The following is a 14,888-nucleotide window of genomic DNA, read 5'->3' on the forward strand; positions in this document are numbered from 1 at the left end:
TGTTGATTATACCAATTAAAGACGGAGAAAACATTGATAGAGCATTAAAGCGCTACAAGAGAAAATTCGATAAAACCGGAACTGTAAGACAACTTAGAGCGCGTCAAGCGTTTACTAAGCCCTCTGTAGTGAGAAGAGCACAAGTTCAAAAAGCTGCTTATATCCAAAACATGAGAGACAATCTGGAAGGATAGTTAAATTCCTTATAAGATATAGCCGCTGATGATTAAAGTTTTTTAACTTTGAGGTCAGCGGTTTTTTTATGGAAAATTTTAAAAATAAGTTTCAAGATTACTTACTGTTAGAGAAAAAATATTCTTTGCATACAGTAACTGCTTATATCAATGATGTCGGTTTCTTCGAATCATTTTTATCCAATAACTTTGACGACAATAATTTAGTTGCAGTTAACTATAATCAAGTTCGTGCTTGGATAGTTTCGTTGTCGGATGACGGGATTTCGAATTCTTCAATTAACCGAAAAATATCTTCTTTAAAATCGTTTTACAAATTTTTGCTAAAAACCAAGCAAATTGAAACGAGTCCGTTATTGAAACACAAAGCTTTAAAAGCATCCAAAAAACTTCAAATTCCGTTTTCGGAGAAAGAGCTCGATTTGGTTTTAAATCAAATAGTTTATACTAATGACTTTGATGGTATTCGCGATAAATTGATTGTTGATTTATTTTATACCACCGGTATTCGTAGAACAGAGTTGATTAATTTAAAATTGCAAAATATCGATTTGTCGAGCGGAACCATAAAAGTTTTAGGGAAAAGAAATAAGGAAAGGATTATACCAATCTTGCCGGTTGTTGAAAATCAAATTAAATTATATTTAGCAGAAAGGGCAGGTTTACAAAGCATTGTAGATGAAGCGTATTTTTTTCTACTGCTAAAAGGCGTTAAATTGAACGATTCGTTTGTTTATCGTTTAATAAATTATTACTTTAGTAATGTCTCCGAGAAGGTTAAAAAAAGTCCGCACATATTAAGACATACATTTGCGACTCACCTATTAAACAACGGAGCAGATATTAATTCGGTTAAAGAATTATTAGGACATTCAAGTTTGGCCTCTACCCAAGTCTACACTCACAGCAGTTTAGCGGAACTTAAAAAAGTATACAGTAGCGCTCATCCAAGGAATAAACAATAGTTCTACAATGTTTAATCATTAAAATTTTAATTATGAAGGTAAATGTTCATGCAGTAAATTTCACTGTCGACAGAAAGCTGGTTGATTTCATCCAAGAAAGATTAGGTAAACTTGAGAAATTCTATGACAAAGTTGTTTCGTCAGATGTTTTTTTGAAGGTTGACAATACAAGCGAAAAGGAAAATAAAATGGTAGAGGTTAAAATTCATGTCCCTGGAGATGATTTTATGGTAAAAAAGCAATGTAAAACTTTTGAAGAAGCGGTAGAGTTATCGTCCGAATCTCTGGAAAGATTATTAGTGAAAAGAAAGGAAAAAATCAGAACACATATATAAGATAAATTTTTTTCTAAAAATGTTTTGATTAAAAGATAAAATCCATACATTTGCAGTCCGTTAGAAATAGCGGACTTTTTTTATTGTGTATGCCAGCGTAGCTCAGTTGGCTAGAGCAGCTGATTTGTAATCAGCAGGTCGTGGGTTCGAGTCCCTCCGCCGGCTCAATTTTAGGGATAAAACGTAAGAAAAGTGGGGGAGATACTCAAGCGGCCAACGAGGGCGGACTGTAAATCCGCTGATTACATCTTCGCAGGTTCGAATCCTGCTCTCCCCACAATATTTAAACAAGGATTTATCCGAAAGTTTACTTTCGAGTAAATTCAGATTTAAAGCTTGGATAAGGCAACGCCTTATCAGGATTATCGCCCGAAGGACGTTAATTCAAAACTGGAAATTCAGCCTTGTGTTGATTATCCAACTAATTGGAATTTAGAAATGTGAATTTGGGTTTTCTGAATTCTAAGGTCTAACTTCTGGACTAGGCATTAGCCGACTTAGCTCAGGGGTAGAGTGCTTCCTTGGTAAGGAAGAGGTCACGGGTTCAATTCCCGTAGTTGGCTCAAAATTGTAAAATTTGAACACTAATATATAAACTAAGATTAAAAATTAAGTAAAATGGCAAAAGAAAATTTTAACCGTAACAAGCCCCACTTAAACATTGGAACAATTGGGCACGTTGACCACGGAAAAACAACTTTAACTGCAGCAATCACAAAAGTATTATCTGATGCAGGTTACTGTCAAGCGAAATCATTTGATCAAATTGATAACGCTCCGGAAGAAAAAGAAAGAGGTATTACAATTAATACTTCACACGTAGAGTATGAAACTGCTAACCGTCACTACGCACACGTTGACTGTCCAGGTCACGCGGATTACGTTAAGAACATGGTTACTGGTGCTGCTCAAATGGACGGTGCTATTTTAGTAGTTGCTGCAACAGACGGACCAATGCCACAAACACGTGAGCACATCCTTTTAGGACGTCAAGTTGGTATTCCTAGAATCGTTGTATTCATGAACAAAGTGGATATGGTTGATGATGCGGAATTATTAGAATTGGTTGAAATGGAAATCAGAGACTTATTATCTTTCTACGATTATGATGGAGATAATGGTCCTGTAGTTCAAGGTTCAGCTTTAGGTGGATTGAATAACGATCCGGCTTGGGTACCAAAAATCATTGAATTGATGGAAGCTGTTGATAATTGGATTCAAGAGCCAGAAAGAGATGTTAACAAACCTTTCTTGATGCCGGTTGAAGACGTATTTACAATTACAGGTCGTGGAACTGTTGCTACAGGTCGTATCGAAACAGGTATTTGTAATACTGGAGATCCGGTTGAAATCATTGGTATGGGTGCTGAGAAATTAACTTCTACAGTAACTGGTATCGAAATGTTCCGTCAAATCTTGGATAGAGGTGAGGCTGGAGATAATGCAGGTATCTTGTTAAGAGGTGTTGCAAAAGAAGATATCAAAAGAGGAATGGTTATTTGTAAGCCAGGATCTGTAAAACCACACGCTAAATTCAAAGCGGAGGTTTATATCTTGAAAAAAGAAGAAGGTGGTCGTCACACACCATTCCACAATAACTACCGTCCACAGTTCTACGTACGTACAACTGACGTAACAGGAGTTATCTCTTTACCAGCTGGTGTAGAGATGGTAATGCCGGGTGATAACTTAACTATTGAAGTTTCTTTGTTAAGTGCTATCGCTTTGAACATCGGTCTACGTTTCGCTATCCGTGAAGGTGGTAGAACAGTAGGTGCTGGTCAGGTTACTGAAATTTTAGACTAATTATCTAATTAAATATATTACCAGCAGAGAGCCATTTGGTTACTCTGCTGGTTTTTAATGAAACGGGCGTAGTTCAAGGGTAGAATAGCGGTCTCCAAAACCGTTGATGGGGGTTCGAATCCCTCCGCCCGTGCAAAAAAAAATAATTTACAATGACAAAAATTGTTAACTATATATCAGAAGCATTTGAAGAATTGAGAACAAATGTTACTTGGCCTGAATGGGCTGAAGTTCAAAAGTTCACTATCATAGTGGCTGTATTTTCAATTGTTTTCGCTCTAGCAACTTGGGGTGTTGATGAAGCTTGTGCAAAATTAATTGCAGGTTTCTTTAATTGGTTAAAACCTTAATTTTTCTGAAATGGCTGATATTAATGTAAAAAAATGGTATGTCGTTAGGGCTGTTAGCGGGCAAGAAAATAAGGTGAAAGCTTATATCGAAACCGAAATTAACAGACTAGGCATGGCAGATTATATCTCTCAAGTACTGGTTCCAACTGAAAAAGTGGTACAGGTAAGAGATGGAAAAAAGATAGCTAAGGATAAGGTGTACTTTCCTGGTTATGTCATGATTGAAGCTAACTTGGTGGGAGAAATTCCTCACATCATTAAGTCAATTACCGGTGTGATTGGTTTCTTAGGAGAAGTTAAAGGAGGAGATCCTGTGCCGTTAAGATTGTCAGAAGTAAACAGAATGCTAGGTAAAGTGGATGAGTTGGCTGTTAATACCGATACTCAAAACATTCCTTTTAATATAGGAGAAACCATCAAGGTTATTGATGGTCCTTTCAATGGTTTCAACGGAACTATTGACAAAATAAATGAAGAAAAGCGTAAGCTAGAAGTAATGGTGAAAATTTTCGGAAGAAAAACACCATTGGAACTGAGCTTTATGCAAGTTGAAAAAGTATAATTCGTTACACTATTATAAACCGCAAACGTCTGCTTCCACAGACCGCTGCAAATTTTTTTAAAAACAATGGCTAAAGAGATTAGTAAAGTAGTTAAACTACAAGTTAAGGGAGGCGCAGCGAATCCATCGCCGCCGGTTGGACCTGCTCTGGGAGCTGCTGGTGTTAACATCATGGAATTCTGTAAGCAGTTTAATGCTAGAACCCAAGATCAACCCGGCAAAGTGTTACCGGTACAAATTACCGTGTACAAAGACAAATCGTTTGATTTTGTTGTAAAAACTCCACCTGCTGCAATTCAGTTATTGGATGCTGCTAAATTAAAATCTGGTTCAGGCGAGCCTAACAGAAGAAAAGTTGCTAACGTAACTTGGGATCAAATTAAAGGAATCGCTGAAGACAAGATGGTTGATTTAAATGCTTTCACAATTGAATCTGCAATGAGCATGATTGCTGGAACAGCTAGATCTATGGGTATAACTGTAACTGGAGATTCTCCTCTAAAATAAGGTAAGAAATGGCAAAATTGACAAAAAAACAAAAAGAGGCTGCTGCAAAAATTGAGAAAAACAAACTGTATTCATTAAAAGACGCTTCGTCTTTATTGAAAGTTGTTGCTTCTGCAAAATTTGACGAGTCTGTAGATATTGCTGTTCGTTTAGGAGTTGATCCAAGAAAAGCAAATCAAATGGTAAGAGGTGTTGTAACCCTTCCTCATGGAACCGGTAAAGATACTAAAGTATTAGCTTTAGTTACTCCGGATAAAGAAGCAGAAGCGAAAGCGGCTGGTGCTGACTATGTAGGATTAGACGATTACCTTCAAAAAATTAAAGATGGTTGGACTGATGTTGATGTAATCATCACTATGCCGGCTATCATGGGTAAATTAGGTCCTTTAGGACGTGTATTAGGTCCAAGAGGTTTAATGCCAAACCCTAAAACAGGAACAGTAACCATGGAAATTGGAAAAGCTGTTGCTGAAGTAAAAGCGGGTAAAATCGACTTTAAAGTTGATAAAACTGGAATCGTTCACGCTGGTATCGGAAGAATTTCTTTCGAAGCAGATAAGATTGTAGATAACGCTCATGAGATTATTCAAACATTACTTAAATTGAAACCAACTGCAGCTAAAGGAACATACATTAAGAGTATTCACATCTCTTCTACTATGAGCCCTGCTATCGCTTTAGATCCTAAAGCAGTATAATTGGTAGTTAAACAAATTTTATTATGACAAGAGAAGAAAAATCAATCGCGATAGAAGATTTAACTGCAAAGTTGGCCGAAAGTAATATTGTATATATTGCTGACACCTCTGGGTTAGACGCAGAAACTACTTCAAACTTAAGAAGAGCTTGTTTTAAAGCAGGTATCAAATTAGAAGTGGTTAAGAACACTTTGCTTGGAAAAGCAATGGAAGCTTCAAGTAATGATTATGGTGATTTGTCATCTGTGTTAAAAGGAAACTCTTCCATTTTTATCGCAGACATCGCAAATTCACCGGCAAAAATCATTAAAGACTTTAGAAAAAAATCAGATAAGCCTGCATTCAAAGGTGCTTACATCAACGGTGAAATTTACATCGGTGATAACCTTTTGGATAGCTTAGCTTCATTGAAATCTAAAGAAGAAGTTATTGGAGAAATCATCGGATTACTTCAATCACCTGCAAAACGCGTTATTGCTGCATTATTAAACCATGCAGAACAAAAAGGCGAAACAGCAGAATAATTAGAGCAGACTAAAAAAATAATAATTAAAGAACATTTTAAACGATAGAAAAAATGGCAGATTTGAAACAATTCGCAGAACAATTAGTTAACCTTACAGTAAAAGAAGTTAACGATTTAGCTACAATATTAAAAGATGAGTATGGTATCGAACCAGCTGCTGCAGCTGTAGTAGTTGCTGCTGGTAGTGGTGATGCTGGTGCTGGTGCTGAAGAGCAAACTGAATTCACAGTAGTATTGAAAGAAGCTGGAGCTTCAAAATTAGCTGTTGTAAAAGCAGTTAAAGAATTAACAGGTCTTGGCTTAAAAGAAGCTAAAGATTTAGTTGACGGCGCTCCATCAAACATCAAAGAAGGAGTTACTAAAGCAGAAGCTGAAGGTTTGAAAAAATCTTTAGAAGAAGCTGGAGCTGTTGTTGAATTAAAATAATCCAACACCGGTTTTAGAACTAGGTTTAGGCCTTGGACAATGCGTCCAAGGGCCTAAACCATTTTTCGTATAATAAAATTATAGACAATTTTATTATCCTATTAAGTTTAAAATACGAAAAAGTTTTTGATCAATACGAAGAAAAAAATCGACTAATTTCCTGGTCTATTTTTAAAGATGTGTTGGTTGTAAAAAAGGAAAGTATAGATTAAACAGTGTTCTTACACACAAAAATTACTTTTTTTAAATCAAAATTTTGTCCATTGATGATAACAAATCAGACTGAAAGATTGAATTTTGCCTCTACTAAAAATATACCTCAATATCCGGATTTCCTAGATGTTCAGGTTAAATCTTTTAAAGATTTCTTCCAATTGGAAACCAAATCTGACGAGAGAGGCAACGAAGGGTTATACAACACCTTCATGGAAAACTTTCCAATTACTGATACAAGAAACCAATTTGTATTGGAGTTCCTAGATTATTTTGTTGACCCACCGCGTTACACCATTCAAGAGTGTATCGAAAGAGGTTTAACATATAGTGTGCCTTTAAAAGCCAGACTAAAACTTTATTGTACTGATCCGGAGCACGAAGATTTTGAAACGATTGTTCAAGATGTTTATCTTGGAACAATACCATACATGACACCAAGTGGAACTTTCGTTATCAATGGTGCCGAGCGTGTGGTAGTTTCTCAATTACACCGTTCACCTGGTGTTTTCTTTGGTCAGTCTTTCCATGCTAATGGTACCAAGTTGTATTCTGCTAGAGTAATTCCTTTCAAAGGTTCATGGATTGAATTTGCTACCGATATCAACAGCGTAATGTATGCTTATATCGATAGAAAGAAAAAATTACCGGTGACTACTCTTTTCCGTGCTATCGGATTCGAAAGAGATAAAGACATCCTTGAAATATTTGACCTTGCAGAAGAAATCAAAGTTTCAAAAACCGGTCTTAAGAAATACGTTGGAAGAAGATTAGCTGCGAGAGTATTGAATACTTGGCACGAAGATTTCGTTGACGAGGATACTGGTGAAGTAGTATCTATCGAACGTAACGAAATTATCCTTGATAGAGATACCATTATCGACAAAGATAATGTGGAAGAAATCATCGATTCTAACGTAAAATCAATTTTGTTACACAAAGAAGATGCTAATCAAGGTGATTATGCCATCATCCACAATACGTTACAAAAAGACCCAACAAACTCAGAAAAAGAAGCTGTTGAGCACATTTACCGTCAGTTGCGTAATGCAGAACCGCCTGATGAAGAAACCGCTCGTGGCATCATCGATAAATTATTCTTCTCTGACCAACGTTACAACTTAGGTGAAGTGGGTCGTTACAGAATGAACAAAAAATTGAACCTTGATATCCCAATGGAAAAGCAAGTCTTGACCAAAGAAGATATCATCACTATCGTGAAATATTTGATCGAATTAATCAACTCTAAAGCAGAGATTGATGATATTGATCACTTATCAAACCGTCGTGTACGTACAGTTGGTGAGCAATTGTCTCAACAATTTGGTGTAGGTTTAGCCCGTATGGCCAGAACCATCCGTGAGAGAATGAACGTTAGAGATAACGAGGTGTTTACACCAATCGATTTGATCAATGCTAAAACATTATCATCGGTTATCAACTCTTTCTTTGGTACGAACCAGTTGTCTCAATTCATGGACCAAACAAATCCATTGGCTGAGATTACACACAAAAGAAGATTATCTGCCCTTGGACCAGGTGGACTTTCGAGAGAAAGAGCCGGTTTCGAGGTACGTGACGTTCACTATACGCACTACGGAAGACTTTGTCCGATTGAAACGCCTGAGGGACCAAACATTGGATTGATTTCATCACTTGGTGTTTATGCTAAAGTAAACGGAATGGGATTCATCGAAACACCTTACCGTAAAGTAACTAACGGCACAGTTGATTTAACTTCTGAACCAATTTACTTAAGCGCAGAAGAAGAAGAAGGTAAAATGATTGCGCAGGCAAACATTGAAATGGATGCCAAAGGAAAAATTACTGCTGATAAAGTTATTGCCCGTGAAGAAGGTGATTTCCCGGTTGTTGATCCAAACGAAATTCACTATACCGACGTAGCGCCGAACCAAATCGCCTCGATTTCAGCCTCATTGATTCCTTTCTTGGAGCATGATGATGCGAACCGTGCGTTGATGGGCTCCAACATGATGCGTCAGGCTGTACCATTGTTACGTCCTGAAGCACCAATCGTAGGAACAGGTTTAGAGCGTCAAGTGGCGTCTGACTCAAGAGTATTAATCAATGCGGAAGGAAACGGTACTGTTGAGTACGTTGACGCCAACATGATTACTATCAAATACGACAGAACAGAAGAGGAAAGAATGGTAAGTTTTGACCCTGATGAGAAATCGTATAACTTGATCAAATTCAGAAAAACGAATCAAAGTACGTCTATCAACTTGAAACCAATCGTAAGAAAAGGTGACCGAGTGAAATTAGGACAAGTACTTTGTGAAGGATACGCGACACAAAACGGAGAATTAGCATTGGGAAGAAACCTTAAAGTAGCATTTATGCCATGGAAAGGATACAACTTCGAGGATGCGATTGTAATCTCTGAAAAAGTAGTTCGTGACGATATCTTCACGTCTATCCACGTTGATGATTATTCATTGGAAGTTAGAGATACAAAATTAGGTAACGAAGAGTTAACTAATGATATCCCGAACGTTTCTGAAGAAGCTACCAAAGACTTGGATGAAAACGGAATGATCAGAATCGGAGCCGAGGTTAAACCTGGCGACATTCTAATCGGAAAAATTACACCAAAAGGAGAATCAGATCCTACACCGGAAGAGAAATTGTTAAGAGCAATCTTTGGTGATAAAGCGGGTGATGTAAAAGATGCTTCGTTAAAAGCTTCTCCATCATTACACGGTGTGGTTTTAGATAAAAAATTATTCGCAAGAGCGGTAAAAGATAAAAAGAAACGTACCAAGGATAAAGACGATTTGACGTCTTTGGAAATGGAATTCGAAACCAAATTTGTGGAATTAAAAGACAAATTGGTTGAAAAATTATTCAACATTGTAAACGGAAAAACATCGCAAGGTGTAATGAACGATTTAGGAGAAGAAGTTTTGCCAAAAGGTAAAAAATACACTCAAAAAATGTTACATGCCGTAGAAGATTTCGCTCACTTGACTAAAGGACAATGGGTTGCTGATGATGAAACTAACCGATTGGTTAACGACTTAATTCACAACTACAAAATCAAATTAAACGATTTACAAGGTGCTTTGAGAAGAGAGAAATTTACCATCACTGTTGGAGATGAATTACCAGCCGGTATCTTGAAATTAGCGAAAGTATATATCGCTAAGAAACGTAAATTGAAAGTGGGTGATAAAATGGCGGGACGTCACGGAAACAAAGGTATTGTGGCTCGTATCGTTCGTCATGAAGACATGCCATTCTTAGAAGATGGAACTCCTGTAGATATCGTATTGAATCCACTAGGTGTACCTTCTCGTATGAACATCGGTCAGATTTATGAAACTGTTTTGGGTTGGGCCGGACAAAAATTAGGAAGAACGTATGCGACACCTATTTTTGACGGAGCAACATTAGACCAAATCAATGCATTGACAGACGAAGCAGGTATTCCACAATTCGGTCATACTTATTTGTATGATGGAGGAACCGGAGAACGGTTCCACCAAGCAGCAACGGTTGGAGTTATCTATATGTTGAAACTTGGACACATGGTTGATGACAAAATGCACGCTCGTTCTATCGGTCCATATTCTTTGATTACACAACAACCATTGGGTGGTAAAGCTCAATTTGGAGGTCAGCGTTTCGGAGAAATGGAGGTTTGGGCACTTGAAGCTTATGGAGCATCAAGCACGCTAAGAGAAATTTTGACTGTTAAATCGGATGACGTAATCGGTAGAGCTAAAACTTACGAAGCCATCGTTAAGGGAGAAACTATGCCGGAACCGGGATTACCAGAATCATTCAATGTATTAATGCATGAATTGAAAGGTCTTGGATTAGACATCAGATTAGAAGAATAAAAATAGTTGGCAGTGGCAGTGTTCAGATAAACTATCTGAACACTGGACACTGAATACTGAACACTTTAAATGTTACGACTATGATGAATAGAAATAAAGATACTAAAAATACTATCAAAAGATTTGACAGAATTTCGATAGGACTAGCTTCACCGGAATCTATCTTGGCTGAGTCAAGAGGAGAGGTTTTGAAGCCGGAAACTATCAACTATAGAACCCACAAACCAGAGCGTGACGGTCTTTTCTGTGAGCGAATTTTCGGTCCGGTAAAAGATTTTGAATGTGCCTGTGGTAAATACAAAAGAATCCGCTACAAAGGAATCGTTTGTGACCGTTGTGGTGTTGAAGTAACCGAGAAAAAAGTACGTAGAGACAGAGTGGGTCACATCAATTTGGTGGTGCCGATTGCTCACATCTGGTACTTCCGTTCGTTACCAAACAAAATTGGTTACATCCTTGGATTACCGTCTAAGAAATTAGATATGATTATTTACTACGAAAGATACGTAGTAATCCAAGCCGGTATTGCTCAAAATGCAGATGGTGAATCATTACACCGTTTAGACTTTTTGACAGAAGAAGAATATCTAAATATTTTAGATACACTTCCAATGGAAAACCAATATTTAGATGACAATGATCCAAATAAATTCATCGCCAAAATGGGTGCTGAATGTATCATGGATTTATTGGCACGCACCGACTTAAATGAGTTGTCTTACAGCTTACGTCACGCGGCCAATAACGAAACGTCTAAACAAAGAAAAACTGAAGCGTTAAAAAGATTACAAGTAGTGGAGTCTTTCCGTGAGTCAAACCTAAATAGAGAAAACCGTCCTGAGTGGATGATTTTGAAAGTAATTCCGGTTATTCCACCAGAATTGCGACCGTTGGTGCCGCTTGATGGAGGTCGTTTCGCTACTTCCGATTTGAACGATTTGTACAGGAGAGTTATCATCCGTAACAACCGTTTGAAAAGATTGATGGAGATCAAAGCTCCTGAAGTAATCTTGAGAAACGAAAAACGTATGTTGCAAGAATCAGTAGATTCCTTATTTGACAACACGCGTAAAGCTTCTGCTGTTAAAACAGAATCAAACAGACCCTTAAAATCTTTATCAGATTCGTTAAAAGGTAAACAAGGTCGTTTCCGTCAAAACTTATTAGGAAAACGTGTGGATTATTCTGCTCGTTCGGTAATTGTTGTTGGACCGGAAATGAAATTGTTCGAATGTGGTTTGCCAAAAGATATGGCTGCTGAACTATACAAACCATTCGTTATTCGTAAGTTAATCGAAAGAGGAATCGTTAAAACAGTAAAGTCGGCTAAGAAAATAATCGACAAAAAAGAGCCTGTAGTTTGGGATATCCTTGAAAATGTAATCAAAGGTCACCCGGTATTACTAAACCGTGCTCCTACGTTACACAGATTAGGTATCCAAGCTTTCCAACCTAAATTAATTGAAGGAAAAGCAATCCAGTTACACCCGTTAGTATGTACGGCGTTCAACGCGGATTTTGATGGTGACCAGATGGCTGTTCACTTACCGTTAGGACCTGAGGCTATTTTGGAAGCACAATTGTTAATGTTGGCTTCTCACAATATCTTGAATCCTGCTAATGGTGCTCCAATTACGGTACCTTCTCAAGACATGGTACTTGGTCTTTATTACATGACCAAAGAAAGATTGTCTACTCCGGAAATGACTATTTTAGGTCAAGATTTAACTTTCTATTCTGCCGAAGAATGTAATATCGCTTTGAATGAAGGAAGAGTGGAGTTGAATGCTCGTGTTAAAATTAGAGCGAAAGACTTTAATGAAAACGGAGAATTAGTATACAAAATTATCCAAACTACTGCCGGTAGAGTATTATTTAATGAAGTAGTACCACAAGCAGCTGGTTATATCAATGAAGTATTGACTAAAAAATCTTTGCGTGATATTATTGGAAAAATCCTTGCAGTAACTGATGTTCCTACAACGGCAGCGTTCCTTGATAACATGAAAGATATGGGGTACAAATTCGCTTTCAAAGGTGGATTGTCTTTCTCATTAGGTGATATTAGAATTCCGGAGCAAAAAAATAAATTGATTGCAGATGCAAGAGAGCAAGTTGATCTTATTTCTGTGAACTATAACATGGGTCTTATTACCAATAACGAACGTTACAACCAAGTTATTGATATCTGGACTTCTGCGAATGCACAATTGACCGAATTAGCGATGAAAAATATCCGTGAAGACCAACAAGGTTTCAACTCGGTATATATGATGCTTGATTCCGGAGCTCGTGGATCTAAAGAACAAATTCGTCAGTTAACCGGTATGCGTGGTTTGATGGCTAAGCCAAAAAAATCAACCGCTGGTGGTGGTGAAATTATTGAAAATCCAATTCTTTCTAACTTTAAAGAAGGTCTTTCGATTCTTGAGTACTTTATCTCTACTCACGGTGCGCGTAAAGGTCTTGCGGATACCGCTTTGAAAACAGCTGATGCCGGTTACTTGACTCGTCGTTTACATGACGTTTCTCAAGACGTAATCGTGAACTCTGTAGATTGTGGTACGTTAAGAGGAATTGAAGTTTCGGCTTTAAAGAAAAACGAAGAAATCGTTGAAACATTAGGAGAGAGAATCTTAGGACGTGTGGCGTTACAAGATGTAATCAATCCATTAAATAATGAAATTTTAATTCATTCTGGTGAGCAAATCACTGAAGCAATTGTTAAAGCTATCGAAGAATCTCCGCTTGAAAGAGTAGATGTGCGTTCGCCTTTGACTTGTGAAGCTAAAAAAGGAATTTGTGCTAAATGTTACGGACGTAACTTGGCTACCGGAAAAATGACTCAAAAAGGAGAAGCAGTTGGAGTTATCGCTGCCCAATCTATTGGAGAGCCGGGTACACAGTTGACCCTTCGTACGTTCCACGTTGGTGGGGTTGCGGGTGGAGTTTCTGAAGAATCTGCTATTATTGCAAGATTCGGTGGAAGATTAGAAATCGAAGATTTGAAAACGGTTGTTGGTGAAGATGCTGATGGCAACAAAGTAGATATCGTGGTTTCTCGTTCAACTGAGTTGAAATTAGTAGATGTTAAAACGGGTATTTTATTAAGTACACACAACATTCCTTACGGTTCTGTTATCAATGTAAAAGATGGTGACGTTGTTGAAAAAGGTGCTGCTATCTGTAAATGGGATCCATATAACGGAGTTATCGTTTCTGAATTTACCGGAAAAATTGCTTACGAAGATTTAGAACAAGGACAATCGTTCCAAGTGGAGATTGATGAGCAAACCGGTTTCCAAGAAAAAGTAATTTCGGAAGGAAGAAATAAAAAATTAATCCCAACCTTATTGGTTTATGGTAAAGACGGAGAATTAATTCGTTCTTACAACTTACCGGTTGGTGCTCACCTTATGGTAGAAGATGGAGAGAAAATTAAAGCAGGTAAAATCCTTGTGAAAATTCCTCGTCGTTCTTCTAAAGCAGGCGATATCACCGGAGGTTTACCAAGAATTACAGAGTTGTTAGAAGCTCGTAATCCTTCAAACCCAGCCGTAGTTTCTGAAATTGATGGTGTAGTTTCTTTTGGTAAAATCAAAAGAGGTAACCGTGAGATTGTAATCGAATCTAAATTTGGTGAAATCAAGAAATACCTAGTAAAATTATCAAGTCAAATCTTGGTTCAAGAGAATGACTTCGTAAAAGCGGGAGTGCCTTTATCTGACGGAGCGATTACTCCGGACGATATCTTAAGAATTCAAGGGCCATCAGCTGTTCAACAGTATTTGGTTAACGAAATTCAAGAGGTTTACCGTTTGCAAGGGGTAAAAATCAATGACAAACACTTTGAAGTGGTTATTCGTCAAATGATGCGTAAAGTAAGAGTTGAAGATCCGGGAGATACTTTATTCTTGGAAGAACAATTAATACACACCGCTGACTTTATCGAAGAAAACGATAAATTATACGGAATGAAAGTGGTAGAAGATGCAGGTGACTCTGAGGTTTTAAAACCGGGTCAAATCGTTTCTCCACGTGAGTTAAGAGATGAAAATTCATTATTGAAACGTAATGATAAAAACCAGGTTGTGGCTCGTGATGTAATTACAGCTACTGCAACTCCGGTACTTCAAGGTATCACGAGAGCATCGTTACAAACAAAATCATTCATCTCGGCAGCATCGTTCCAAGAGACAACTAAAGTATTAAACGAAGCAGCAGTAGCTGGTAAAGTAGATACGTTAGAAGGATTGAAAGAAAATGTTATCGTTGGACACAGAATTCCTGCGGGAACTGGTATGAGAGATTACGATCACACTATTGTAGGTTCGAAAGAAGATTACAATGAAATCATGGCCAACAAAGAAGAATACATCTATTAATATCAATATTGATAGTTAAATTAAACAAAAGCCACTACTTTAAATCTTAAATTAG

12 protein-coding genes and 4 tRNA genes are annotated in these 14,888 nt (G+C 37.5%); all 16 read left to right on the top strand.

Annotation, left to right across the window (positions count from 1 at the left end; translation table 11 throughout):
* Nucleotides 1–2: 2 nt before the first annotated feature.
* The 16 genes from rpsU (at nucleotide 3) to rpoC (ending at nucleotide 14,833) form a co-directional block, all read left to right on the top strand.
* A complete protein-coding gene (gene rpsU, locus ACK4HO_RS02795) occupies nucleotides 3–194 on the top strand; it encodes a 30S ribosomal protein S21 (protein ID WP_409662273.1) in 192 nt (63 codons plus the stop codon).
* Between the two features lie 68 nt (nucleotides 195–262).
* Nucleotides 263–1,159, top strand: a complete 897-nt coding sequence (locus ACK4HO_RS02800; RefSeq protein ID WP_409662275.1) for a tyrosine-type recombinase/integrase — start codon at nucleotides 263–265, stop codon at nucleotides 1,157–1,159.
* Between the two features lie 32 nt (nucleotides 1,160–1,191).
* Nucleotides 1,192–1,494 carry a ribosome hibernation-promoting factor, HPF/YfiA family gene (gene hpf / locus ACK4HO_RS02805; protein WP_187659827.1) on the top strand — a complete coding sequence of 101 codons (303 nt, stop codon included), beginning with the start codon at nucleotides 1,192–1,194 and terminating at the stop codon, nucleotides 1,492–1,494.
* 91 nt (nucleotides 1,495–1,585) lie between these two features.
* Nucleotides 1,586–1,659, top strand: a tRNA-Thr gene (locus tag ACK4HO_RS02810).
* Nucleotides 1,660–1,689: 30 nt separating this feature from the next.
* Nucleotides 1,690–1,771 (top strand) — tRNA-Tyr (locus ACK4HO_RS02815).
* A gap of 214 nt (nucleotides 1,772–1,985) precedes the next feature.
* A tRNA-Thr gene (locus ACK4HO_RS02820) sits at nucleotides 1,986–2,057 on the top strand.
* 55 nt (nucleotides 2,058–2,112) lie between these two features.
* Entirely contained in the window at nucleotides 2,113–3,300 is a 1,188-nt protein-coding gene (gene tuf, locus ACK4HO_RS02825) for an elongation factor Tu (RefSeq protein WP_121311676.1), read from the top strand.
* A gap of 62 nt (nucleotides 3,301–3,362) precedes the next feature.
* Nucleotides 3,363–3,433, top strand: a tRNA-Trp gene (locus tag ACK4HO_RS02830).
* Between the two features lie 19 nt (nucleotides 3,434–3,452).
* Nucleotides 3,453–3,650, top strand: a complete 198-nt coding sequence (secE, locus tag ACK4HO_RS02835; RefSeq protein ID WP_409662280.1) for a preprotein translocase subunit SecE — start codon at nucleotides 3,453–3,455, stop codon at nucleotides 3,648–3,650.
* A 10-nt stretch (nucleotides 3,651–3,660) separates the two neighbouring features.
* Nucleotides 3,661–4,212: a transcription termination/antitermination protein NusG gene (gene nusG / locus ACK4HO_RS02840; protein ID WP_176305763.1), complete on the top strand. Its 552-nt coding sequence runs from the start codon at nucleotides 3,661–3,663 to the stop codon at nucleotides 4,210–4,212.
* 66 nt (nucleotides 4,213–4,278) lie between these two features.
* Nucleotides 4,279–4,719 (top strand): 50S ribosomal protein L11, encoded by a 441-nt coding sequence (gene rplK, locus ACK4HO_RS02845; protein ID WP_409662285.1) that lies wholly within the window; start codon nucleotides 4,279–4,281, stop codon nucleotides 4,717–4,719.
* 8 nt (nucleotides 4,720–4,727) lie between these two features.
* Nucleotides 4,728–5,417, top strand: coding sequence for a 50S ribosomal protein L1 (rplA, locus tag ACK4HO_RS02850; protein WP_162127315.1), 690 nt, complete (start codon nucleotides 4,728–4,730; stop codon nucleotides 5,415–5,417).
* 23 nt (nucleotides 5,418–5,440) lie between these two features.
* Nucleotides 5,441–5,941, top strand: coding sequence for a 50S ribosomal protein L10 (gene rplJ / locus ACK4HO_RS02855; protein WP_409662288.1), 501 nt, complete (start codon nucleotides 5,441–5,443; stop codon nucleotides 5,939–5,941).
* Nucleotides 5,942–5,994: 53 nt separating this feature from the next.
* On the top strand, nucleotides 5,995–6,369 hold the full coding sequence (gene rplL, locus ACK4HO_RS02860; protein ID WP_409662291.1) for a 50S ribosomal protein L7/L12: 375 nt from the start codon (nucleotides 5,995–5,997) through the stop codon (nucleotides 6,367–6,369).
* Between the two features lie 266 nt (nucleotides 6,370–6,635).
* Nucleotides 6,636–10,448 carry a DNA-directed RNA polymerase subunit beta gene (gene rpoB, locus ACK4HO_RS02865; RefSeq protein WP_409662294.1) on the top strand — a complete coding sequence of 1,271 codons (3,813 nt, stop codon included), beginning with the start codon at nucleotides 6,636–6,638 and terminating at the stop codon, nucleotides 10,446–10,448.
* Between the two features lie 80 nt (nucleotides 10,449–10,528).
* The gene (gene rpoC / locus ACK4HO_RS02870) at nucleotides 10,529–14,833 is read left to right on the top strand and encodes a DNA-directed RNA polymerase subunit beta' (protein ID WP_409662297.1); all 4,305 of its coding nucleotides are present in this window, start codon (nucleotides 10,529–10,531) and stop codon (nucleotides 14,831–14,833) included.
* Nucleotides 14,834–14,888: the final 55 nt, after the last annotated feature.

Source organism: Flavobacterium sp. (genome assembly GCF_046296355.1).
Classification (GTDB): Bacteria; Bacteroidota; Bacteroidia; order Flavobacteriales; family Flavobacteriaceae; genus Flavobacterium.

Bases quoted from the DNA above. Each gene is read 5' to 3' on its own strand.
- ACK4HO_RS02800 (WP_409662275.1), top strand. From the start codon at position 263: ATGGAAAATTTTAAAAATAAGTTTCAAGATTACTTACTGTTAGAGAAA.
- hpf (WP_187659827.1), top strand. From the start codon at position 1,192: ATGAAGGTAAATGTTCATGCAGTAAATTTCACTGTCGACAGAAAGCTG.
- tuf (WP_121311676.1), top strand. From the start codon at position 2,113: ATGGCAAAAGAAAATTTTAACCGTAACAAGCCCCACTTAAACATTGGA.
- secE (WP_409662280.1), top strand. From the start codon at position 3,453: ATGACAAAAATTGTTAACTATATATCAGAAGCATTTGAAGAATTGAGA.
- nusG (WP_176305763.1), top strand. From the start codon at position 3,661: ATGGCTGATATTAATGTAAAAAAATGGTATGTCGTTAGGGCTGTTAGC.
- rplK (WP_409662285.1), top strand. From the start codon at position 4,279: ATGGCTAAAGAGATTAGTAAAGTAGTTAAACTACAAGTTAAGGGAGGC.
- rplA (WP_162127315.1), top strand. From the start codon at position 4,728: ATGGCAAAATTGACAAAAAAACAAAAAGAGGCTGCTGCAAAAATTGAG.
- rplJ (WP_409662288.1), top strand. From the start codon at position 5,441: ATGACAAGAGAAGAAAAATCAATCGCGATAGAAGATTTAACTGCAAAG.
- rplL (WP_409662291.1), top strand. From the start codon at position 5,995: ATGGCAGATTTGAAACAATTCGCAGAACAATTAGTTAACCTTACAGTA.
- rpoB (WP_409662294.1), top strand. From the start codon at position 6,636: ATGATAACAAATCAGACTGAAAGATTGAATTTTGCCTCTACTAAAAAT.
- rpoC (WP_409662297.1), top strand. From the start codon at position 10,529: ATGATGAATAGAAATAAAGATACTAAAAATACTATCAAAAGATTTGAC.